Genomic DNA, 22,948 nt, shown 5'->3' with positions numbered 1-22,948 from the left:
CACCATGGCCGACAATCTGACACTGGCATACGAGTTCACCAACGACCCAAACGACGACTTTGGCTGGCTGGCCGCGTCCGTCGAGGCTAGCGGCTTTCGCGCGCGGAACGGCTTTTGGGTCCAGTGGCAAGACTTGGTTGAGTTTGCTTCACGGCTCGCGCCGTATCCTTTGCCAACCAATGGGCCAGTGGAAGCGGAATGGGGCTACAGCGAGAACGGAGAATACACGCGGGTAACGCTCATCTCGTTGAGCCAAACCAGTGCAACCGGCAAGGTTTCGGTCTCTGTAGACCTAGCGGATTATTACGAGCCACGACGGCGGTGCCAGGTCATCTTCGATACGAGCTACGCGAGCCTCGAGTTGTTCCGTCAGGAATTGGAAGACTTGATGGCGCGAAAAAAAGAAACTGCTGTTCTGCTGTCAGCTTAAATGGCCGCTCTTCACCCGGTTCCGCGTCCGGTTTCGACCCAAACCTGCCGCTAGGCCTGGTGTCCGTGTCGACCGAACTCGATCGGCGAAGAGACGGAGCTCCCTTGTGCGATAGCCGTGCCGGGGACCAGCAGCTGGGCTTGCGCGAGCGACCCGGCTGCTCCAAGCCGGCCTCGCCTCGAAGGGGAATTACCAGGCTTCAACGCGCTTTTCCGGTGCAAGCCACATCGGGTCGCCCGGCCTGATTCCGAACGCTTTGTAGAACGCGTCCAGGTGACGAAGCGGAGCGGTGGCGCGGTAGGCGTTCGGCGGATGGGCATCGCGAGCGACCTGCGAGCGAAGAGCTTCGTCCTTTCCTTGCCACGCCCAAAATTGAGCCCAAGCTAGAAAGCAGCGTTGGTCCTGCGTCTGACCGTCGATTACGACGTCCTTTTCCGGGTGGAGCGCAAGGTATTTGCGCAGAGCAGCGTGGGCGAGAGTAATTCCGCCGAGATCAGCCATGTTCTCACCGACCTGCTGAGCTCCTGTCGCAGTGCGCGACCCCGGCAAAAACTCATACTCGTTGGCCTGAGTGATCAGCAGGCCCGCCAACGCATCGAAGGCGGCGCTATCCTTTGGCGTCCACCAGTTCTTCATGTTGCCGGTCTTGTCGAACTGCTTCCCTGTCCAGTCGAAGCCGTGAGTCATTTCATGACCCAGCACGGCACCCATGCGACAGAAGTTCACTGCGGGGTCAGATTGCGCGTCGAACATTGGCGCCTGGATGATTGCCACGGGCACTTCGAAGCCGTTGATCTGCGGGTCGTAGGCCGCGTTGACCACGATCGGCAGCGTGTGACTGTTGTTGAAATGCTCGGTGACCCAGGGCTTGCCCAGCTTCTGGCGCATCCGCTCGTAATCGAACCGGGCGATTGAAACGAGCGAACTGACGAGGTCCGGCGTGATCTCGACGCTCGAATAGTCCACCCACTCGTCGGGGTATCCGATCCAGAAGGAGAGTGCGTTCAGCTTGTCCGTCGCGGCCGATCGCGTCGCGTCAGAAAGCCATTTGCGATTCGGCATCCGGACCTGGAACGCCTCCTTGATCAGGCCGACCATTTCGGCCGCCTGTCGGCGTGTTTCCGGAGGAAAAAAGCTGTCGGAGTAAAGCCGGCTTACGGGTTGCCCGAATCTCCCCTTGATGATGTCGAGCGCCCGCTCCTCTTGAGACGGGAGCACGCTGACTCCAACGAGCCCTTCGTTCAGACCGATCAGAGGCTTGTCGAAATCGCTGCTGAGGTAAGGCGAGTAGGCGAGAATAACCCGCAGCTTTACGTAGTCGCGAATGTCCTGAATCGGCCTTTCCGCGAGAACCTTCGATAGGGTCGGAAGGTATCTCGGCTCCATCAGAATCAGGTGGTCGGGCTCCTCAAAACGAAGTCCTCCGAGGATTTTCCGGAGATTGAGGTTCGGCAGTTCTGTCTGAAGTTGCGCGAGGGTCCGGGCGTTGTTGATTTTGCTGGGGTCGTTCGCCTCTACGGGTGGAAGCTTCGCCGCGTGGAGCGCGCGATCGATCGCGATCGACGCGTCTGCCATCGATGTTGCCTTGGCAGCGTTGAAGCCTGCGATCTTCAGGGATTCGATGAGATAGTTGCGATAGGCGGTGATGCGGGGCCCACCTGCAGGTTCCTCAAAGACGTCTTCGAAGGCTTCCGGAAGACCAAGCGTGCCCCCCTGGACGAACAACGATGTGACGGTGTTGTTGTTGAAGTCCTGCCCTGGGGAAATTTGCAGGAAGATGCCCGGCCCCCCATCAATCTCGTTTTGGGCAAGATACGCTGCCAATCCGTCAAGATCCTTGATAGCGTCGCCCTTTTCGAGAAACGGCTGAATCGGCTTGATCCCCGCCGCATTCCGGGCGGCCGTGTTCATATAAGCGTTGTAGAGGGTCCCGACCTGCTGCGCGGGCGTTCCTGAAGAGGCATTCGGAGCATCCGCCGCGGCCTTTGCCAGAAGCACGTTCATCTGCTGCTGAACCTGGTCCAGAACGATTTCGAAGAAACCATAGCCCGGATGCTGCTCGGGACGCTTTACCCGCTTCAACCAGCTGCCGGCTGCATACCGATAGAAATCTGTCGACGGGGAAACTGAGGTATCCATGTTCTGCTTGCTGAAGGCCAACTGATCTGGCCCCGCCGCGACCACGCCCGCCTGTGCAGCAAACGCTGTAGGTGCTGCTGCAGCACATGCGAGTATGATCGCGATCCAGCGCTTCCTCATGTCAGCCTCCTGTCAGGGACGAATTATTTGCACTTTGGGTGGGTGCCGATGTCGTTGGCGGCTTCGACCCGGTTGTTGGCGAAGGTCAGCTGGACGCACTGGCGCGAAGAGGGACGGTAGAAAATGCCGTAGCGCGTATCACCGGACTCGAAACTGTCGACATCGTTGAAGCCGCGTTCGGCCATGACATCGATCGCGCGGATTGCATCCATTCCCGCCAGATCGTCGATCGGCTCCTTGCCAGCGCCGCCCGAAACGGCCGAAGAACCCGTGGAAGCGCCGGTCAGACCGACTTTCAATGTATACAGCGACGACTGGTTCTCGCGCGCCGCATTCCGCATCAAGTATACCCGAACCTTGTAGGTGCCGCTTTGAGGCAGAACACCACTGAAGCTGTCTCCTGAAGTCGAACCGATGAAGATTGCCTCGTCATTGCTCCCTGGCGGTAACACGTTGAAATACGTTGATTTGTTGGCAGAACTTAAGACGACGCGCAGAGTCTGGCCGCCAGCAGCGCGGACGAGATAATCCCGGCCGACATCACCCTTGATCGAGCCGATGAGGGTCGTATTCGTTTTGCCACGTGGAAAATTAACGGTCTCGGTCTTGGTCTGCGCAGCGGCCGGCGCGGCAATACAGACCGCGAGCAGGAAGCCTGCACGCGCAGCGTTATCGAAAAATCGCATTGCGGAATCCTTCATTCTTGGCGTGACCGAAATTAGTAGCTGCAGGTCTGCGTGCTGGTGTGCTCGATCGACGTTACGTAGCCGTTGTTCGCTGTCACGATGATGCACTGCCGCGATGATGAGCGCCAATAGGTCGAATAGCGGCCGTCATAGGTCTTTTTGTCGTCGCGCAGCTGGAAGCCGCGACTTGCCAGCTGGCCTTTCACATAGCTGCGCTCCTGCCCTTCGAGGTCGCGAAGCGAAACGTGGGCGCTATAGCCGCCGCCGTAGTAATTGTTGTTGCGGTAGCCGGTCTCGTAACCGCGGGCGCGAACGCCGTTCTCGTAGCCTGACGTATAGGCCTGGGAACGGTCGTAATTGTGATAGCTGTGGCTGTAGAGCCCGTCGCGATAGCCGCGCTCGTACTGCGCTTCGCTGTTGGCATCGCCGTAATGGCTGTAATTGTCATGGTCGTGTGACTTGTGGCTCAGCGCTAGCGCGCCGATCAGGGCGATGGCGCCCACAGCAGCCACCGTTCCCGCGTCGCTTCCGCCCTTCTGGTTGCAGTCCGACTTGGGAACCACCGCAATCTTCTCGTAGAGGCCATCGAAGGTCGTGACGCGCACGCATTCCTTGGTGTTCCTGTTCCACCAGTAATTGAACTTGCGGTCGTCTCGCGTTCCGCCGGTGATGTAGGTGAAGCCGCGCGCCTCGAGCGAGCTTTCGCCGGCGCTGGCCTTGACCCCGACCAGGTCGCGGACCGAGCCGGGGACCTCCTGCGCGGGGAGCTGGATCGATTGCGCGATGACGGCAGCTCCAATCGCCGCGCGTGCCAGATATGTGCTTGCGTGCTTCATGCGATCCTCTCGAATGGACATTGGATACGCAGTTTACGCGGGCGCTCAGTCACCAAGGACGAACGCATCCGGGATTCGATATTCTTCCTTGCCGACCGTCACGATCGTCCAGTCGTCACGCCGGGTGGCGCTGCTTTGCAAGGCCGCAGACCCATCGGCCTGGGAGCTGGAATGGGTGACGAACTTGCCCTTGCCGTCGAAGAGGAGCACGCGCTGGCGCCTCTTGGGGAGCTGGATTTCGACCGCAATCTGGTCGGGCGAACGGGTCACGCCGGCGGGGCACGTCGCATCGGCGCTTCCAACATTGACGCAAGGGACAGAGGCCGTTGCATTGTATTTAGTATCGGGGACCTTCACATCTCCTTCACCGTTCGCCGTGCTGTCAGATGCGATGGTGTCGCCATGGGGGACCAATATCAGAATGACCCCATTGACCTCTCCCACAGCCTGGCCCTTGATTTGTGACGCAGTCTCTTTGTTGGGGCAGCCTACGAGCGTGGCGCTGTCATCAAGAAAATCCACCGTCGCTTCGGTCTCTCCGACACGCTGGCAGGGGTCGCCAGATTTGGGAAAGCCGTCACCGAAGCGCTTCAATTCGTCCGGCCACGGCGACGGACCACTTTGAGCGGCGACGTTCCCCTCAGGAGAGCAACCGCCGCAGATTGTGAGAAACCACAGAATTACGACTTTCCGCATCTGGCAGCCCCTTCTCAGAGATGCTTTCACTCGAGCTTGGCAGACAGGTCACTCCGTAACAGTACCGATAGGCTAAAGACCGTAGAGCTAATGACTGGCGACTCTTAGAGGCGTGCGGCGCAAAATATGGTTCTGCGTTTGCATCTCACTCGTCGTGGCCGGCCCAACCCGTTTTCGTCAAAAGCTGGTACACGTCTCGTTTTCCTATCCACGTCTGGATAACGGGCGCGCCTTCTCGTTTCCGCTTTCGACCCAAACCTGCCGCGACAATCTTCGACCCCTTCGTGCGATGACGACCGTCGCTAATTACAGGTAAGCGGACGGTTGAGACTTACGACCAAAGGTCGCGGACCGTTCGGCCCTTTGATGGCAAATCTTCAAAGGTGTCGAAGCCATCGAAGTGGTCAACTGGCAGGTCGGCGACGGCCTCAAACGGTGCAAGGCGGATGTTTACCGCCATTCTACGACGACCCGCTTCCAGCCGGAGACCGCGCCACGCAACGACGTTGGCGCAGCTGGCACAGAACAGAATCTCTAGCGCAGGCTCCACTTTGCCAGGCCGCCGGTAAGCCGATGTCGCACCTTTGATGCCGATGCGCTCGCCCTCGAAATCGTAAGCCCACAGCGCTCCATAGCGGCTGCAAAGCGAGCAGTTGCAGGCCGTGATCGACCCCGGATCGCCTTCAAGCGTCCAGGTTGCTGACCCGCAATGACAAGCGCCCTTAAGCAATCTCTTTCCCCTTAGTTTAGACGCTCGCGGAACCCGCCAATGACCGCCGGATACCGTCGCAGCAGGTTTGGGTCGAAAGCAGACGCTAGGCGATTTAGCGGCGGTAATGGGTGGAAACTGGACATTACCAGTGTCTCTCAACTTGGCGTTGTTGCGGATTTTCGCCGAGTAGCTCCCTCTCTTGTCCTATGATGCGTGCTTCAGCCGCGGGTCGGCTCGCATGACAATGACTCGGTTGCCGCTTGATCGAATTGACCAGCAGGCCCAGCTACTGCTGCCAAACATATTTGCCATTTGAGCCGTGGGTCAAAGTCTCGTGGAATATGTTCAATTCCGACGCGCCGTCGGGTCTTACACGCTCAGAAATTAGCCGCTCGGTAAACGGCAAAGGCAAGCCCATGCGATGGTGGTAGTGATTGAACCCGACTTCAAAGGTATTGAAGACGTTGTCGGTTGAAACTGCGTTGGCGCAGGTACCTTGCATGTCGCCGGTCAAGAGTTGGCGGGCCAAGAGCTCCATTGCCGCGGTAAACCGCTTGGTTTGGGGCGTGTAAACATCCACACCCTGATTCCAGGCAATTTCAGCGGCGTCGAAGGCTGAGGCTAACCCAAACTGTGCATGATGGCCGTTGTCACGGCAGGTTTCTTGGGTCAGGCCATCGACCCACCGAACGGGATCGAACCAGACCGCGGGAGTTTTGCGAGGATCGCCTGCGCCAGGCTCAAGAACGGATTGAAGAAAGATGTAGGCCTTGCTTCGAGCCTCAAGCCTTCGCAGACCAATTTTGAATGCGGAAACGTCGTCGTTAAAGACGGCGATTGTCATCAAAGCGTCGATCTGGGTCAGGTCGACATTGCCATTCCAGTGACTGGCCGTGAGCAGTTGCGGGTAGAATGCTCGCCGAAACATGGCCTGCAAGGCTGCTATGTCGTCAGTGCTCCAGTCTGGAGACTCTCGCATGACTTCGGCTGCCCCGCCGAAAAGTGCGCCGATCCATCCAGCGTGCAATTTGTCCTGATCGGTCTTCGCGACGAATCCTCGTAAGTTCGCCCAAAGGTTGAGAATTGCGATGGCCCGTCGAGAATATTTGCGATTGCCCGTAAGGCGCCATGCGAGCGCGTTGGCGTAAGCTTTCACCGCTTCTGCTTGCGAAGCCGCTGCCTGAGTTTGATCCTCCGCGTCGATGACGGTGAGAGCTAGGCCGGGCGCCTGAGCCTTCTGTTCAACCCTGTGGAGGATGCTTGCCCATGGCTCTTGGCCCGCGGCGATCCGTGCTCGCGCCCTGTCGAGCCCGGAAGCCGTGTTTAACGCTCCAGGGTGTAGAAATGCAGGATTGTCCTGCGCAGATACCGCTGAGGACAAGGCTGAAGCGAAGAGTCCGAATGCAATCGACAGCACACCAAACCGTTTTCCTGCGTAGGGTCGTCTGGACGCTTTGGGCATACACTGATGGATCAAGGGCGAACGAGTCCTAAGATGTGCCTTGGTCGACTTACCGTCCGGTGACATTGAATCTAGGGTGTGACAATCCGGACTTTTGACATCACCAGCCTGCACTAGGTCATCATCGCGACGGCAGCTATCCACCCATTCCCGCCGCGGCAGTTTGCGACCCACTGCGGACACTTTTTGAATTGTTGAATAAGATGACTCGGATGAAAGCCGTCCACCTCGCACTCGGCATTTTCGCAGTACTGATGGGATTGCTCTGGATCGGGCAAGGCGCGGGGCTGGTGAACTGGCCCGCCTCCAGCTTCATGATTGATCAGCGCCCCTAGGTTAGGCGCGGCGTTGTCCTCTTGCTGGTTGGGCTTGTCCTGATCGCCGTTTCACGGCGCCGCAGATAAGTCGTCTCCGCGGCGGTACCGTCCGCCTTCGACCCGAAGCTGCCGCGACAAGCTTTCGCTTGTCGTGGAGTTCCTAATTAGTGGCAGTCGCTAAAGTGCGTTCGACACGTTTCCGAACGTGGTCTTGAGCTTCGTTCCAGTGGTCCGAAGCGAGGCGATTGCTGCGACTGCGATGAGAGCAGCGATAAGACCATATTCGATCGCCGTGGCACCGCTGCAGTCGTTACAAAGCTTCACAAATCGCTTAACCATGGCCTGCCCCCAAAGTCGAATTGGGCGGCCTGAACACTGAATGCCAAGCCGCCCGAGACGAAGATCGAACCGGGATGTCGAAGTACCGGCTAGACACAGAACGTTTATGACAAGGAAAGTTAACATTCGCTTGTCACATTGACCAAGTCGGATGGAAAATCAGTCATCTGCTCGCCTAGCTGCTCCCAGTTCGGATTGAACTCGGAGCTTTACTGACGCGGAAGTCAGAGAAGTTACTCGCCAAGGACCATCTCGTTGCAGCGGTCGCCTATGTTCGGTAGAGGATCGGTGCGGAGCAAGCGATCCTATGGGGTCGTACCGTTAACGTCCGTTTTCGAGCCATCCGGCCGCTGCGGACTTAGGGGTATCTTGAGCCATTGCGAACACTAGGAGCTAAGGCCACCGCTCGCACCGCCGGGAACGACGATCGCCAGCTGACCTGTGCAATCGTCGGTAGTCTGACATCGCCAACGATGGAACCGCATATCCGTAGACGCATTTCACCTGCCGAGGTCATTCAGCCGCGTACTGGGACCCGCCTCATTTTCGGCGGGCGGTCGAGCGTATCGGGCCGCTCTCCACAGTTCGCGTACCCGCATAAACTGATGTATGTTAGGCTCTCGCTCGCGTGAACGGCAAACGACGTTCATGCTCGAATAGGGGGTTTCTTGCCCGACTCGAAATTTGTCGCGGGATTGGCTGAACGGAGTGAGTCCGTGCAGCTCGCCACCGGGACCGGCTTTTACGAGTGGTATGCTGACGAGGACCGGCTGGTCTGGTCGGAAGGCTTGCAGCAAATCTACGGCGTCGACACGACCCCGAATGGAGAAGCGGAATATGCGCGGATGATCCATCCCGACGACCGGTTGCGGGTCGAGGGAGAGTCAATCGGCATTCTCGGCGGGAAAGAGCGCAACTACAGTCATGAGTTCCGGATCGTTCGGCCAGACGGCACGGTGCGCACCGTCTTGGATCGAGGATCGGTCGAACGTGACGATAAGGGGCGGGTGACGGTCATCCGTGGCTTGAACGTCGACATCACCGACTACGAACGGTCAACCGGCCACTCCAGTAGCAATGACGAAAGCGCGGTCCAACGACTTGCCGAGCTGGAAGTGCTGTATGCCGAAGCTCCGATCGGACTGGCCATGTTCGATCGGGACCTCAGGTTCCTTCGCATCAACCGGGCGCTTGCGGAAACCAACGGCTTTTCGGTCGTCGAGCACCTCGGGCGAACGGTTTGGGACTTGGTTCCTGACTTGAGGGAAAGTGGCGAGCCGGCGCTCCGGCAGGTCTTGGAGACCGGGCTGCCGCTTCGGGACGTGACTGTCAGAGGGGCCACGGCCGCTCAACCTGGCGTCACTCGCGAATGGCGCGAGCACTTCTACCCTGTCCGTGGAAGTGACGGCGCGGTCACCGGTGTCGGCATCATCTGCGAAGAGGTGACGGACCGCGTCGTGACCGAGAAAGCGCTCGCGGAAAGCGAAGCTCGCCTGATCGCCGCCCTGCATGCCGGTCGGCTGGGTGTCCATGATTTCTACCCGGCATCCAGAACCATGATCTGGGATTCCAGGGTTCGAAGCATTTGGGGAGTCGCAGAGGACGAGACTGTCACGGTCGAAACGTTCCTGGCTGGCGTTCATTCCGAGGATCGGGATGGGCTGCTCTCAGCCGTGGAAGCGGCCTTCAACCCCGCTGGCGACGGCCGCTATGAGGCGTTCTATCGCGTGATCCATCGGACGACCGGGACAGTCCGCTGGGTCCGCGCTGCCGGTGACGTGACGTTTGAAGACGGTGCCGCAGTCCGGCTGGTCGGGACCGTTCAGGACGTGTCGGAACAGGTGGAGGCGGAGCGCAGGCTCCGCGGGTCGCAGGAGACCTTCCAGCATTTGGTCGAGCGCTCTCCCTTTGGAATCTATGCGGTCGACGCCGATTTCCGCCTCGTCCAGGTCAGCGACGGCGCTCAAAAGGTGTTCGAAAACGTTCGACCGTTGATCGGCCAGGATTTCGAGGACGTCCTTCGAACGATATGGCCCGAAAACTTTGCAAGCGAAGCAATTGCGCTTTTCCGGCACACTCTGGCTTCTGGCGAGCCCTATCATTCACCAACGACCGTCGAACGTCGCGCGGACATTGACGCCACCGAGGCGTATGACTGGAAGATCGAGCGGGTCATGATGCCCGATGGCAGGCCAGGAGTGGTCTGCCATTTCTACGACCTGTCCGAACGCCAGGCGTATGAGGAGAAGATCGAATATCTCATGCGCGAGCTGAATCATCGCGCCAAGAACATGCTGACCCTAGTGAATGCGATTGCCTATCAGACCGCCGCGGCGGGGACAGACGATTTTCTCGATCGCTTCGGAGAACGCATCCGGGCATTGGGTTCGAGCCAGGATCTCCTGGTGCGTTCAGAATCGGCGGTGGCCGATCTGAAAAGCCTGATCGCAACGCAGTTGCTTCACTTCAAAGATCTGGTCGGCACAAGGATCTTGCTCGAGGGTCCGAAGGTGGAGCTCTCGCCGTCGGCAGCTCAGACCCTCGGAATGGCCTTCCACGAGCTTGCCACCAACGCTGCAAAATACGGGGCTCTTTCGAACGATACCGGCCGCGTCGAGGTATCCTGGTCGCTTGACGACGAGGGAGGAGGCCACGCATTTTCCATGCTCTGGCGCGAAACGGGTGGCCCAGTCGTCAGACCTCCCGCCCGAAAAGGCTTTGGCGACCGCGTCGCGCGGACGATGGTGGAGAAGTCGCTCGGTTGCGGTGTACGCCTGGATTACGCGGAAACCGGAGTCATCTGGGCGCTGCACTGTTCGGAGACGGCGATCACAGGGAATCGTCGCGAGTCCTCCTGAGCGCGTCTCAGCCCGCTTGTGATGCAGGACAATATTGAAGTTCGCCGCCCATCCATTCGAAGCGCCAACGAGTTAGAGCGGCCCGGTTCGAATTTGGGTGCTCTAGCCGGACCGCTCCCGCAGTCGTAGGCGATCTGGGCGCCTCCCGAAAGCGAGCTTCTGCGACTGTTCGGGCGTCGCTGAACAAACATTCCCGCAGAAGCCGATAGAACATGACGTCAGCGTAACAAGTTTCAAACGTGAAACTGCCTTTACGATAGTCTCGATTTGGGACGTTCCTCTGCGGCCTCATTGCTGAGAACCGCAATACAGCTAGTGATCAGTTCGGGGCACGATGGCGAATCGACCGGACACAGACCAGCTACGGTGCGACGACTGGCTTTTGATCCTCGTGGTCGCAGCAGCGATCTTGCTCTTCACAATTCTGCTTCCCGATCAACACACCCATTGATCGCGCGAGCCGAGTGCTGGACGGGTCACACTTCCCGATGCCACTGCTCCAGATCCACCAGATGATTCGCGGCACTTTCTCCCCATCTCGCGGAGATCGTTCGAATGCCTTCGGCTTGGTGGTGCTGGCGACTAGCCATCATCTAGCGTCCGCTTTCCACCCAAACTTGCCGCTAGGACCGATCGGCATCTCTTGAGCCACAGCCCGCAGAATGGCCACCAACGGGCCTTGCGGGGCCAAACGTCGGATACGCTTGCAAGCGTTCAGAAACCGCCTCAGCGAGCCTCCTGGCAGCTTCGTCGGCCTTCGAGGCGTCGCGACCTGCCAGGTCGTTCCGTACGCCCCTGCGGATCAGGCGGATCGCGAGGTAAGCCAGGGCCGCGACCTCTTCGGGCTCCAATCGTCGCCAGCCCCGGCCGCCGTTGTCTAAAGGATCGTCGAGTCGCATTCGGGCTACTTGGTACAAATGGGGAACATCTGGCTAGGTGGGCCGAAGGCTTAGCTTCAGATTTCCAGCGCTTCCGAGAGCGCCAGCGCGTCGTCGAGCTCGACGCCCAAGTAGCGAACTGTGCTCTCCAGCTTCGTATGACCGAGTAGCAGCTGGCAGGCTCTGAGGTTGCCGGTCTTGCGATAGAGCATCGCCACCTTGGTTCGCCTGAGGCTGTGCATCCCATAGGCGGCCGGCTCCAGCCCGGAACGGGACACTAAGCCTTGAGAGCGATCGTCATGCCATCCTCCGGGGGAAGGCCAATAGATGCGGCATCTATGCCGAAGGCACGCGCTTCCTGCTGAAGTAGCGACAGCGCCTCTCCCAAGCCAAACTTGCGTCCTTTGGCGAAATCGTCGCCAGCCGCGGCGTCCGACTTGTCCTCGTCGATCAACCGGACAAGCTCGGTCGACCAATCTTTCAGTAGGTCTGCGCTCATTTACTCGACCTTACTGCGAGGGCTGATGTCCGCAATGGGTCGCAAACTGTCGCGGCGGGTTTGGGTGGAAAGCTGCCACTAGCTTCCGATGCAGCGCGCCAGATTGTCCAGGACCGGCGACTACCTGGCGATCGTAATCGTGGTGACCTCACCCCGATGGCAGCTCTGTTGGGAAAGCTGACTTTAGTGAACTAGCTGGAATGCCGTTGCTGGTGTTAGCACGAAGAGCAGCGATTGGGGGTGCATATGACGAGATCATTATTGCTACTTTCTTCGGCAGCGCTGCTGATGCCCGCGTGGCAGGCCGCCGCAATGCCGGCGAACCATGCTCAGGAGAAAAATAGTCCCGCCGCTGTCGATGCTGGCGCAGATGAAAAGGCGATACGCGGGCAGGTTGATCGTTGGCACGAACTCATGAAAGCCAAGGATTCCGCGGGCATCGCGGAACTTTACACGAGCGATGGCGCCGTGATGCCGCCGAACGCGCCAATCGGAAAAGGACGTGCAGCAATCCAGCAAGTTTGGGCTTCCTTGCTGCAAATACCAGGCTTCGAACTGAGCATCGTTCCGGAGCAAATCATCGTGTCGTCTTCAGGTGACATGGCACTCGATCGTGGAATGTATAAGCTTACTATCGCGCCCGATGGCACTGCGAAGACGGACACCGGCAAGTACGTAGTCGTCTGGCGAAAAAGCGGCGACGAATGGAAGGCCGCTGCGGACATCTTCAACAGTGATCTTCCCGCCAGCGGAGGTTAGGGCTCCACTCGTTTCGGACACCGGTTACGACCGGCGATGGCCTCAGAGAGGCAGGTCAGGCGTTCGTCCCCAGAGATTGAGCCCGATCACCAGCCAACCGAGCGACGCGAGCATGACGATGCCACTAATCCAGCGCTTGCGAACGAAAATCATCGCGTAAGCCGCAACGAGCCATGGATAATCAAAATAATATCTCGAAAGTAGGTCTCTTGGCGTGAGCCCATTGTGCAGGTCGCGGATCGAGATGAGCGCAATCAACAAAGCAACGTAGCTCGCGTAGACGAACCAAAAGTACCTTCGGTTCTTGTCGAAGTGGCGGGCTAGGTCGACGCCCTCCGCCGGCACTTCATCAGGAAGCGATATGCAGGCAGCAAGAAAAATGAGAATCAGTGCGAGAAAGTAAGGAACGACCTGACCGGCGGTCGTTCCGCTAAAGCCATGCCAGCGCCACCACAGGTTGAAAAGTTCAGCCAGGATCAGCAAAGCGGATAGCGGCGCTACCCAATCCCAGCGGACTCTTTCCCGGTTACGCAGAAGGCGATGCAGGCTAGTCGCTAGATCGGCGATCGCTAAACCGATCACGACGGCCACAAGTGCAGTGATATATTCGAACGTGTCCATAGAAGACGCCCCGGCCCAGGTTCTCACGCCTGTTTAGTGACCGCAATGGGTGGAAAGCGGACATTAGAGCCGAAGCCCCAACCTTGGCCCAATAGCAACCATCGCTGAATAGAGTGCGATCGTCATCGTGCAGCCGATCACCAACGCCAACCAGAACGATATTCCATTCCGCATGAGCCACGGAATGAGCAGGAACATCGGCAGCGAAGGGAGCACGAACCAAAAGGTCGCTTCGACGTGGGAAGCCATGTTCTCGACGTCGGGCTTGTCTCGCCAAAGCCAGATCATGCCGAGGACGGAAACAAGCGGCAGCGACGCAATCATGCCGCCTATGCCGGGGTAGCGCTTCGCCACTTCGGAGATGACTGCAATCAACATCCCTGAAAGCGCCGCTTTAAGAGCCAGGTACAACATGCTCCGAGAATGGCGCTGGGTCACAGTGTCCGCAATGGGTCGAAAGTCCCGCGCGGCTTCGGAGGGCAGGTCGGGCGTCCGTCCCCAGAGATTGAGCCCGAATGGCGTTCAGCTAGACGATGAGCATTGAAGACCCGCCGGAGTGTCTGACAAACGAAGACCCCCGACGGATCCTTGGTCGTAGTAGCAGGCATTTGACCGACCGCCTAAGCATTCACCTTTCCGAGTGCTGAACCTCAAATGTCCGCAATGGGTCGAAACCTGTCGCGGCAGGTTTGGGTAGAAAGCTGACATTAGGCCAATTAGACTTCGAGGACCTCCTTGTGAGTAGGTCGGGCGCAAGACCATGAAGATCGCGATCTTAGTTTCCGCGGTTGCCGCGACTCTCCTTTCGTCTCAAGCGAGAGCTAGCGAACTCATCGGACCAGGTCGCTTCTGCGGATATGCACCGATCATTGATTTGGTCGCTGGAGAGAAAGTGACCACTCTCGAAGGCGGCATCCATGGGGGTAGCTTCCGTTGGCAAGGCGAGTTTGGCTCGCTTGAGGTTCATGGAATAGGTTGGGCCAGTCGTCCAAAGGGGTCGATTGTTAGAGGCGGATCAGGGAACAGGCCTGCGAGATTCGCAGAGCGTCGAGTCGAGGATGGCTATGAGATCGCCATCTGGAATGGTGCGCACGGGGCTGCCTATTTTCGGTCGAAGAAGCCTCTCACCAATTCGCAACAGCGGGCGATCGACCGGGTCGTCTTATTCGAAGAAGGGCAAACACCTTCGGGCTGTGACCTTCGCACGATTTTCTCGTGGGAGTGATGTCGCGACATCGCAATTGGACGAGTTCAATCTCAAACACGACCCTGGCGTCTGCAATGGGTAGAAAGCGGACGCTAATCGAAATACCGTCTCGGCGATGAACCCGACGATGAGGCGCCTCCTAGCGGTTACGACCATTAGCTGGTTAGCCATTTGGGCCTACGTGGGCTGGCGCGGATACACCCTGTCCAGCGGTGCTCACAGCTACATCGACCAGCCACCGCCCGGAGCAACGGTGCCGCATCCAGTCCTAACGGCGCTGGAGGCCGGGCAATCTTACTCGCTTCAAGCTGTGGTTTGGGGAGTGGCAGTCCCGCTCCTCTTGCTCTTGCTAGTCTGGGTGGTCAGGCCGTCGCTGCGCAAGCGGAGCAACTTCAAAGCCTAACGTCTGCTTTGGGTCAAAAACAGACGCTAGCGATCTAGCGGCAGGTTTGGGTCGAATACGGTCGCGGCAGGTTTGGGTGGAAAGCTGCCACTAAGGGCAGCCTGTGTCGCTGTACAAAGCGTCAATGCTTTTGACCTTCCCAGCAGCATCGCCTTTCCAGTTCACTCGGACCTGACTGCCGCAGACAGGTCCGCCGTATTTGAAGAAAGCGACACCGCTGTTGAACGTCGATGAACGCGCGGCGGGTTCAACGGCCAGTCCTTGCTGCTCTAGATAACGCGCAAGTTCCCGGACGGAGCTTCCCGGCGGAAAGCGCGCCGCCAGCCGATCTTCGATAAGTCGGCTCCCTTGGGCATAGGTTTGATCCTCAACTCCGGCGAACAGCGCCGTGGCGGGAAGGCCAGAACGGCCACACCCGCCCAAAGTGATCAGTACAGAAACGATTAGCCATCGACCGCTCGGCATCATCTCAGATTAACCCGCACGGGCCGTTAGCGTCTACAATGGGTCGAAATCGGTCGCGGCGGGAATGGGTGGAAAGCGGACGCTCGATCACCTCGATAGCACGGTGCCTCCCTGATAACCCCGAGTTACGAAGCTCCAACAACCTATTAGCAGTCAACGAGATTGGAGAACTTCTTAGGGGCAACGATGATGCATAAGGTGTTGCGGATTGCCATCGCTCTCGTTGGCCTGCTGAATTTGGGACTCGGCCTGGCGTTCCTGTACGCTCCCGTCAGAATGGCGGCCGAGTTCTCAATAACTGCGATTGGCAGCCAGGGGCTTGCGACCATCCGCGCAGACTTTCCGGGCTTCTTCATTACGGCCGGTCTTTTCGCGTTGCTCGGGCTGGAAACCAACAAACGCGGAGCGCTGTGGGTCCCCGTGACTCTCCTCGGTATCGCCTTTGTCGGTCGAACCCTCAGCTTGTTGCTCGACGGAGTGGGTCCAGACGCTCTGCCACCGATGATAGCGGAGGCCATGATGATCGCGATTCTCATTGCCGGAATCCGGGCCAAGCCCCAATCCGCGCCCTAGTTCGAGCCAATGCGCGCCGGTGATCCAACCCGGTCAATTCGGGAGAACATTCGCGGCAAGTTTGGGTGGAAAGCGGTCATTAGGCGCTAGACGGATTTGTCTTCGAATCTCCAGAAGAGCAGACAGAACAAGGCAATCACGCATTCGACGAAAGAGGAAGCAAAGGCCCGCAACAAGCAGCATGAGCCGTACGCATTCGCCGCATTTGGATGGGGAGATTCCTTACGCAAATGCCCGAATAGCGGAGCTCCCGCATTCAAAATATGCGCTGTCTTTTAAAGCGCGAGAGGAGCGGCTCCATGCAAGAAGTTGTCAGCCAGCCGGGTTTACGGGCAAACGCCGATACGCTTACGCCTGAAACGGCGCGCGCGATCGCCAAGGACGCCTACATCTATGGCTTTCCGCTAGTCGACCACTACCGCATCCAGCACGCCTTTTTCGCGGACGTCGGCGGTTCCCAATACAAGGGTCCCTGGAACACACTGATCAATACGCCGAGGGTCTTCACCCCAGAAGACACGGCGATCCAGACGCCGAACTCCGATACGCCCTATTCCCACATTGGGCTGGATCTTCGCAGCGAGCCACAGGTCATCACGGTCCCGCCGATCGAGGAAGGCCGGTACTTCTGCATTCAGCTCATCGACGCCTACACCCATAATTTCGACTATATTGGTACCCGGACGACCGGTAACGGTGGCGGAAAATACCTGATTGCCGGCCCCAGCTGGCAGGGCGAGGTGCCTGCCGGCGTGACCAAGGTCATCCGAAGCGAGACGGACTTTGTCTTCGCTTTCTTCCGAACCCAATTGTTCAACCCGGCGGATATCGAGAATGTCAAGAGGATCCAGGCCAGCTACAGAGTCGAGCCGCTTTCAGCTTTCGTGGGTGCCGAACCCGTCTCAATGGCGAAGATCGATGCAGTCGCTCCGCTCTCGGCTGAAGAACAGAAGACCTCGATCAAATTCTTCAACGTCCTCAACTTTGTCCTCAAATTCTGCTCGACGCATCCCTCGGAGACGGATCTTCGGATGCGCTTCGCCCAAGTCGGTTTCAACGGCAACGAGAGCTTCGATGTCGCAGCGCTGCCAGCCGATATCCAGGATGCCCTCGCTCAAGGAATGGCCGACGCGTGGGAAGCCTTCGCGGACCTGAAGAGGACGAAAATCGATACCGGCCAGTTGACGTCGGGCGACGTCTTTGGAACCCGAGAGTATCTGAAGAACGATTATCTGTCCCGCATGGTCGGTGCAGTTCTCGGCATCTACGGAAACTCAAAGGAAGAAGCCATTTATCCGGTCCTCTCTGTCGATTTCGACGGTGAACCGCTAAGTGGATCGAATAACTACACCTTGCGCTTCGCGCCTGGTCAAATGCCTCCTGCCCGGGCCTTCTGGTCGCTGACCATGTACAAGCTTCCCGAGAGCCTGCTCGTCGCCAATCCCCTGAACCGCTACCTGTTGAATTCTCCGATGATGGATCAGTTTGTGAAAGATCAGGACGGCGGTCTGACCTTGTACATCCAGGCCAACTCGCCGGGACATGATAAGGAGCCCAATTGGCTTCCCGCGCCACCCGGCCCGTTCATCACTTACATGCGGCTTTACAGCCCAAAGTCCGAAGCGCTCGACGGACGCTGGAAACCTCCGACCCTCATCAAGGTGAGTTGAGACTTCAGGAAGTACCACTTTAATTGGGAAAGCACTGTCCATGGCCAGGGACGATGAGAACGACTGTGAACCAATCGGCGGGCAGCCCCCGGCGGACACTTCCTGTTCGATTTCGGACTTCGATTTCGAGCTGAAGCGACAGCGGGCGTTCGAAGCCGTGCTGTGGGCGATGCCCGCTGTCTCCATTTATGGCTTCCGGAGGGCGGCCTTCGAGGCGTTAGGCTATCGCGATTGCGACATCTTGGCCTACACGGGCACTGCCACTCCGCTCCTAGAGGGGCTCACGGCGAACAGCTCGACACCTTACATCGGGGCTTATTGCGATCTTCGCGCCGGCCCAGCGGTACTGGAGGTGCCACCCGCGGGCGCGGATGGTAGCCTTTACGGCCAGGTGGTCGATGCATGGCAGTTCTCGATCGCCGACGTGGGCCCGTCAGGCATGGATGAAGGCAAGGGTGGACGATACCTCTTCACTCCGCCCGGCTACGACCAGTCTGTGCCGGATGGCTATCTGCACGTCGCATCACCGAACAACCGCATCTCGTTCGCCTTTCGATCGGTACGGGCGCCGGGCAAGACGGCGAAGGACGCTTACCAATACGCCCGCCAGCTGCGGATGTATCTTTTAGGGGACACGAAAAGCCCGCCAGAGCAGAAATTCATTGATCCGAGCAACAGCCGCTATCCGACGCTGCCGTTTTTCGACGAGCGTTATTTCCGCGACCTCGCCGAGATCGTCGACGCAGAGCCAGTCAGAGAACAGGACAAGGTGATGATGGGGATGCTGGCGACGCTCGGCATCCGCAAGGGCATGAAATTCGACCCTGACCCCCCGACCGTTCGTGCGATCCGGCAAGGCGCAGTCGACGCCTGGCATTTTCTCCAGCAATGGTACGATAACCTCCCGTCGGAGCTGCTGTTCTGGCCGGACCGCCACTACGCCACGTTGATGCAGGCCGATGACAACCGGACCTTCACATTCGAATACTCAGACCGGATCGATCTCGTCCGCCGCGCGGCGCAATATGTCTGGTGCACCTACGTGCCGAAACAGCTCAGCGACACGCCGGCTACCCAGTATATGATGGCCATGGCCGATCGGGATGGCCGAAAACTGGAGGCAGGTAAGCTGTACAAGCTGGACTTACCCGCAGACATTCCCGTCAAACAGTTCTGGGCGCTGACCGTCTATGATCGCGCAACCTTTGCCTTCATCTACAGCGACAGCAATCGCACGACCCTGTCCAGTTACGACGTCGAACTGATGACGAAGAATGCGGATGGTGGAATCACAATCTATGTCGGCCCGCAACCGCCAGCGGGGCTGGAAGCCAACTGGATCCCTACCTCCGGCAAACGACCGCTCCCCGGCATGCGACTGTACGGTCCAACGGATGAATTCAACAATGGGACATTCAAGTTACCGGACTTTGAACTCGTGTGAGAGATTGACCGGCCGATGGCTGTCCGGCTGATGTCCGGAATGGGTCGAAAGCTGCCATTAGCGTTCACAATTGCATTTAGGCGGCGAACTGTTCTATTAGTGGCAACGTTGGTTGCTACTATTGGAACACATTATGACCGAGCGTTCTTTCGTCGCTTACTACCGGGTGAGCACAGCTCGTCAGGGACGAAGCGGGCTGGGCCTCGAAGCACAACGCAGATCTGTCAGCGACTTCCTCAATGGCGGCGCCTGGGACCTCCGTGCTGAGTTCGTTGAAGTGGAATCCGGCAAAAGCGACGATCGCCCTCAGCTCGAGCAGGCCTTGGCGATGTGCGAGCTGTCGGGCGCCACATTGGTCGTAGCGAAGTTAGACCGCCTCAGCCGCAATCTTGCCTTCCTCGCGAAGCTCCAGGAAAGCGGCGCCAGGTTCGTCGCAGCGGACATGCCGGAGGCAAACGAGCTCACGATTCATATTATGGCTGCGGTTGCCCAGGCCGAACGAAAGGCAATCTCAGCTCGCACGAAGGACGCCTTGGCTGCAGCGCGAGCACGAGGGGTCCGGTTGGGCGGCAACCGTGGCAATCTCGAAGATCTTCGAAAGGGTCCCGCGAGAAGTGCCGAAGTGCGGAGCCGCCAATCTGTCGAGCGAGCACAGAAAGTTCGCCGTCAGATCGAAGCGGTAGCCGCGGGGGGCAGTCTATCTCTCAGACAAATAGCTGGCGCGCTTAACGACCGGGGGATCACTGCCCCTCGCGGCGGAAAGTGGCATGCTGCACAGGTCAAAGCAGTTTTGGAACGAAGCGGTAGCGCCAGATTCCAAAATCATTAGGCAAAATGCTCCCTTAGTTAGGAAGAGAGCGGCGCCTAGTCTCTGGCGTAAAGACCTCGCTGTAGTTCACGAAACGCCTCCCGGATCTCGTCCGGGGGGCCAAGGCGGGCGACGGCCTCCTGGGGAGTGCCGTATTTCAATTCCAGTAGGCGCGGCAGTTTTCAGGCTCGAGCTCGGTAGTGCATCCGGCCTCTTTCCAGAGAACGTCATCGATATTTCAGAATGTTTGTTCGAGCACGCGGTACCCCCTCAGCGCCGATCCGCTCTCGGGAGCACGCCTCGAACGGTAATCAGCACGAACGCCTGAGTCGTCGCAAATCCCTGAGAAGCCTTGCCCCCTGACGGCGGAGCTCAATTGCTTCACGTGTCCAACCCCCATGGATAAATGACCCATTAGCTTCGCCCATCGGAGCGCCCGATCCGCTTGCGCCCCCATGTAGTCGACATCGCTTGCGACCCTTGATCGCTGGCGACTGACAAGGGGTTCCCCGTTGCGTCTGGGCTAGACAGCGCGGAGCACGTCGAAGGTTGCCCAGACGTTCCTGTTTCAGCCGCTTCGCGCTCTCTTGGTCCATGGGGTTGGTTCCCATTTTCAACCTCCCCCTGGTGCAGATGAATGTGTTTGTGTTCGTGCTGCGAGTACTTCCGGACCGTGATCCGTTGGCGCGTTACCTTGCCACGCAATTTGGCCATTGTTTCGAGCTGCATCGCGTAGGTTCGGCCGAGCTTGCCGGCGATCGCGCACGTCCTTGGATCCGGATAGCTTTGCTTCAGCGCCTGGGCCGAAAGCTTGATCTGCATGAGGTGTACCGCGACCATCTGAGCCGCCAGACAGGCCTCAGCCTCATCTCGCGGTCGCAAGCTTCGTACGACCTGAATAGCAGCCCTAAGTTCCGAAGAGTTGGGCAGCCATCCCTTTTCATCACCATGCCAGTCAGTTGAGCACAGTTCGGCCAATTGGGTCGCGAACGACTGGAACGCGGCGATTGATCGAGTCGCGAAAGCGTCGAACAGCAACGCTTCCCACTCTGCCAAGTCCTCGTCTTCGTAAGGCGAACGGAAGGTCCAGCCGCCACCTTCAACCCCAATTTCAATCTCCGGGGTGGCGTCACGTTTCTCGTGCCGAACAATGGCCTTTGCCCCAATTTCTTTGAGGATGGCAGGCATTTTCTGTTTGCGGTTTGGTGGAGGGTTAGGATCCATGCTCAAGCAGCCAGATCTTGAGATGAGTCATTCAGACGACCCTCCCCACTGGCTACTGTAAGTGGGGGAATACTTCCCGAATTCATTCTGGCAGTTTTCCGCGGATTGTCCGGCTCACCGGGGGGAATGTTTCCACCCATTGCAGCCAAATTCATTCGGCCATGGGGCAGATTTCCCCCTTGGGCGGCCAATTTCTCCCCCCGAGATTTTTCACTCGGCGGTTGCCAGCGACGATATTCGTGGGTGGGACCTTGTGACCGATCCGGCCAGCTCTTCCACGTCAGCCGCCATTGTGCCGCGGGCGACTGCTTCGCTTTAAAGGAGCCACGGGCGGTGCACTCGATGAATCCCTTGTCCTGGAGCCCACGAAGTACTTTTCGCGCCGTCTTTCGATCAATCCCAATTCCCTCTGAAAGTCGTCGCTCGCTCATGTGTATGCGACCATTGTTGTCACCAAAATCGAAGCTTGCGATAAAAAGAAGACCCTTAATCTCGTTCCCGGAGGCGTGCAGCCACGCCTGACTTGTCGACAACCATCGATAGACCCGGACATGGTGGTCATCCTTCGCGGAGGATCGCCCCTTTGCGTCGTATCGCGACCGAAATCTGCTCACTCGACACCTCACTTATTGGCCGCCAAGCGGCGCCTAATTCCTCACGCGGCGGTGCTGAACGCGCGCTCCAATTCGGATTTTCGGAAGTAGAGCCGCTTTCCCATTCGAACGACTGGGAGACGGCCTCCCTCAACCAAATGATAAACAGCGCGGGGCGTGACTCCGATAAAGTTGGCGGCTGCATTGGCGCCTGCCAGCAGGTCATCAGCGAGCATGCATAAACCTCCATGTATTCGTATGTGAATACGTTGCATCCAGAGTTCGAACATGTCAAGAGGTGTATTCATATGTGATTACAGGGGTGGTCCATGGGATATTTGAAAGCGAAGGAACCCAAGCGCCACGTCGTTACGATGCGCATGTCCGAAACCATGCGGGAGCGGATCAACGGCGCGGCGACTGCAAACGGCCGGTCAGTCTCGCAAGAAATAGAGTCTCGGCTCGAGCGATCGCTTCAAGACGAGATGCTGCTCGGAGGAAGTGAGACAACGATCTTGGCCAAACTGGTGATTGGCGCAGTTGCTCTCATAGAAACCGAAAGCGGCAAGCCCTGGAACGAGGACCGGATGACTTGGGAAGCTGTAAACTCGGCTGTCCGAACGATTCTCACTTCATTTCAACCGCAGATCGATCTCGACATTTGGGAGCGTCATCGAGAATTGTTGCTGACTTTCTGGGATCGCGTCGCCGAACTCGAAAACGTGCGCCGCAAAATTGAAGGCCTTGCGAAGGCTTATCCGAGCAAGACGGACTTTCCGCCGGAAGTTCGTTCGATCTACGAAGAGGCCTGGGCGGAATATCCGAAGCGCTTGGAGCGCGTGAAGAAACTCGCAAAGTCCATCTTCGAAGGCCCATTAGCAGAGCATGAGGAAAGGCGAAGACCTGCGATCCGGATCGGCCGGGAATTGACGGTCTCGCGAGCCGCAAGCAGGTCGGGAAACTTCGTGGTTGGGGGCGTTATGCGCATGTTCAAGCAGAGCGGCGCCTTCGAGCCGTTGCCGGGTTTACGAGACCCCCTCAATATCACGGACGATGAGTTCTTTGACTGCATTCGGGTATTGGCAGGACAACCCCCTGACGATCCCGACATCGACGCGGACGCTTTCACAACCCGAAAACCCAATTGGCTAGAGCTATCAGAAAACGATGGTGAGGACTCTGAAGAGTAATCGCCTTCGATTTCTTGAA

At 58.3% G+C, this 22,948-nt stretch carries 23 protein-coding genes; 9 read left to right on the top strand and 14 right to left on the bottom strand.

The features are described from left to right. Positions 1-4 precede the first annotated feature (4 nt). Positions 5-430, top strand: coding sequence for a hypothetical protein (locus tag ABD928_RS10970; RefSeq protein WP_187715163.1), 426 nt, complete (start codon positions 5-7; stop codon positions 428-430). A 189-nt stretch (positions 431-619) separates the two neighbouring features. On the opposite strand, the gene ABD928_RS10965 is transcribed toward ABD928_RS10970, so the two are convergent. From ABD928_RS10965 to ABD928_RS10940, 6 genes are all read right to left on the bottom strand, one after another. After that, positions 620-2,689 carry a M13 family metallopeptidase gene (locus ABD928_RS10965; RefSeq protein WP_345168712.1) on the bottom strand — a complete coding sequence of 690 codons (2,070 nt, stop codon included), beginning with the start codon at positions 2,687-2,689 and terminating at the stop codon, positions 620-622. Between the two features lie 23 nt (positions 2,690-2,712). Continuing rightward, positions 2,713-3,504 carry a hypothetical protein gene (locus ABD928_RS10960; protein ID WP_187715166.1) on the bottom strand — a complete coding sequence of 264 codons (792 nt, stop codon included), beginning with the start codon at positions 3,502-3,504 and terminating at the stop codon, positions 2,713-2,715. Next, positions 3,408-4,211, bottom strand: coding sequence for a hypothetical protein (locus ABD928_RS10955; protein ID WP_187715167.1), 804 nt, complete (start codon positions 4,209-4,211; stop codon positions 3,408-3,410). Before ABD928_RS10955 ends, ABD928_RS10960 begins: the two co-directional genes overlap by 97 nt. Before the next feature lie 45 nt (positions 4,212-4,256). Next, positions 4,257-4,907 (bottom strand): hypothetical protein, encoded by a 651-nt coding sequence (locus tag ABD928_RS10950; RefSeq protein ID WP_345168707.1) that lies wholly within the window; start codon positions 4,905-4,907, stop codon positions 4,257-4,259. A gap of 331 nt (positions 4,908-5,238) precedes the next feature. Further along, positions 5,239-5,637, bottom strand: coding sequence for a GFA family protein (locus ABD928_RS10945; protein ID WP_187715169.1), 399 nt, complete (start codon positions 5,635-5,637; stop codon positions 5,239-5,241). A gap of 268 nt (positions 5,638-5,905) precedes the next feature. Beyond that, positions 5,906-7,036: an alginate lyase family protein gene (locus tag ABD928_RS10940; RefSeq protein ID WP_345168702.1), complete on the bottom strand. Its 1,131-nt coding sequence runs from the start codon at positions 7,034-7,036 to the stop codon at positions 5,906-5,908. A 248-nt stretch (positions 7,037-7,284) separates the two neighbouring features. Between ABD928_RS10940 and ABD928_RS10935 the strand changes: the two genes are divergently transcribed. Then, positions 7,285-7,416 (top strand): hypothetical protein, encoded by a 132-nt coding sequence (locus tag ABD928_RS10935; RefSeq protein ID WP_345168699.1) that lies wholly within the window; start codon positions 7,285-7,287, stop codon positions 7,414-7,416. A 159-nt stretch (positions 7,417-7,575) separates the two neighbouring features. Here ABD928_RS10935 and ABD928_RS10930 read toward each other — a convergent pair whose 3' ends face one another. Beyond that, positions 7,576-7,737, bottom strand: coding sequence for a Flp family type IVb pilin (locus ABD928_RS10930; RefSeq protein WP_187715171.1), 162 nt, complete (start codon positions 7,735-7,737; stop codon positions 7,576-7,578). Positions 7,738-8,453: 716 nt separating this feature from the next. Here ABD928_RS10930 and ABD928_RS10925 point away from each other — a divergent pair. Further along, entirely contained in the window at positions 8,454-10,595 is a 2,142-nt protein-coding gene (locus tag ABD928_RS10925) for a PAS domain-containing sensor histidine kinase (protein WP_187715172.1), read from the top strand. Positions 10,596-11,550: 955 nt separating this feature from the next. Here ABD928_RS10925 and ABD928_RS10920 read toward each other — a convergent pair. Further along, positions 11,551-11,751: a tyrosine-type recombinase/integrase gene (locus ABD928_RS10920; protein WP_398286610.1), complete on the bottom strand. Its 201-nt coding sequence runs from the start codon at positions 11,749-11,751 to the stop codon at positions 11,551-11,553. Next, complete coding sequence (locus ABD928_RS10915) at positions 11,751-11,972, bottom strand: hypothetical protein (protein ID WP_345168694.1); 222 nt, start codon at positions 11,970-11,972, stop codon at positions 11,751-11,753. Before ABD928_RS10915 ends, ABD928_RS10920 begins: the two co-directional genes overlap by 1 nt. 240 nt (positions 11,973-12,212) lie before the next feature. Between ABD928_RS10915 and ABD928_RS10910 the strand changes: the two genes are divergently transcribed. Then, complete coding sequence (locus ABD928_RS10910) at positions 12,213-12,731, top strand: YybH family protein (RefSeq protein ID WP_223276634.1); 519 nt, start codon at positions 12,213-12,215, stop codon at positions 12,729-12,731. Between the two features lie 42 nt (positions 12,732-12,773). Here the strand turns inward: ABD928_RS10910 and ABD928_RS10905 are convergent, their stop codons facing one another. Together ABD928_RS10905 and ABD928_RS10900 are read right to left on the bottom strand one after the other, a co-directional pair. Further along, positions 12,774-13,352: a hypothetical protein gene (locus ABD928_RS10905; RefSeq protein WP_187715174.1), complete on the bottom strand. Its 579-nt coding sequence runs from the start codon at positions 13,350-13,352 to the stop codon at positions 12,774-12,776. A gap of 63 nt (positions 13,353-13,415) precedes the next feature. Then, a complete protein-coding gene (locus tag ABD928_RS10900; protein ID WP_187715175.1) occupies positions 13,416-13,766 on the bottom strand; it encodes a DUF3147 family protein in 351 nt (116 codons plus the stop codon). A gap of 1,850 nt (positions 13,767-15,616) precedes the next feature. Between ABD928_RS10900 and ABD928_RS10895 the strand changes: the two genes are divergently transcribed. The 4 genes from ABD928_RS10895 (at position 15,617) to ABD928_RS10880 (ending at position 19,943) form a co-directional block, all read left to right on the top strand. Beyond that, positions 15,617-16,000: a hypothetical protein gene (locus ABD928_RS10895; RefSeq protein WP_187715774.1), complete on the top strand. Its 384-nt coding sequence runs from the start codon at positions 15,617-15,619 to the stop codon at positions 15,998-16,000. Positions 16,001-16,299: 299 nt separating this feature from the next. Beyond that, a complete protein-coding gene (locus ABD928_RS10890; protein WP_223276470.1) occupies positions 16,300-17,670 on the top strand; it encodes a DUF1254 domain-containing protein in 1,371 nt (456 codons plus the stop codon). Positions 17,671-17,827: 157 nt separating this feature from the next. Continuing rightward, positions 17,828-19,114, top strand: coding sequence for a DUF1254 domain-containing protein (locus ABD928_RS10885; RefSeq protein ID WP_345168688.1), 1,287 nt, complete (start codon positions 17,828-17,830; stop codon positions 19,112-19,114). A 121-nt stretch (positions 19,115-19,235) separates the two neighbouring features. Next, positions 19,236-19,943, top strand: coding sequence for a recombinase family protein (locus ABD928_RS10880; protein WP_345168686.1), 708 nt, complete (start codon positions 19,236-19,238; stop codon positions 19,941-19,943). Positions 19,944-20,233: 290 nt separating this feature from the next. Here ABD928_RS10880 and ABD928_RS15430 read toward each other — a convergent pair whose 3' ends face one another. The 3 genes from ABD928_RS15430 to ABD928_RS10870 all read right to left on the bottom strand — a co-directional run bounded on the left by ABD928_RS15430 (position 20,234) and on the right by ABD928_RS10870 (position 21,975). Beyond that, positions 20,234-20,407 carry a hypothetical protein gene (locus ABD928_RS15430; RefSeq protein ID WP_425569738.1) on the bottom strand — a complete coding sequence of 58 codons (174 nt, stop codon included), beginning with the start codon at positions 20,405-20,407 and terminating at the stop codon, positions 20,234-20,236. Continuing rightward, a complete protein-coding gene (locus ABD928_RS10875) occupies positions 20,337-21,110 on the bottom strand; it encodes a hypothetical protein (protein ID WP_345168684.1) in 774 nt (257 codons plus the stop codon). The genes ABD928_RS15430 and ABD928_RS10875 overlap by 71 nt, the downstream gene beginning before the upstream one ends. Positions 21,111-21,801: 691 nt before the next feature. Next, complete coding sequence (locus ABD928_RS10870) at positions 21,802-21,975, bottom strand: helix-turn-helix domain-containing protein (RefSeq protein ID WP_187715178.1); 174 nt, start codon at positions 21,973-21,975, stop codon at positions 21,802-21,804. Positions 21,976-22,068: 93 nt separating this feature from the next. On the opposite strand from ABD928_RS10870, the gene ABD928_RS10865 reads away from it, so the two are divergent. Continuing rightward, positions 22,069-22,929 (top strand): Arc family DNA-binding protein, encoded by an 861-nt coding sequence (locus ABD928_RS10865; protein ID WP_345168681.1) that lies wholly within the window; start codon positions 22,069-22,071, stop codon positions 22,927-22,929. The last annotated feature ends 19 nt before the right edge of the window (positions 22,930-22,948 follow it).

Origin of the sequence: Sphingomonas daechungensis (genome assembly GCF_039543105.1) — a bacterium.
In the GTDB taxonomy this organism is placed as follows: Bacteria; Pseudomonadota; Alphaproteobacteria; order Sphingomonadales; family Sphingomonadaceae; genus Sphingomicrobium; species Sphingomicrobium daechungense.
This window is presented reverse-complemented; position numbering and strand designations above follow the sequence as displayed.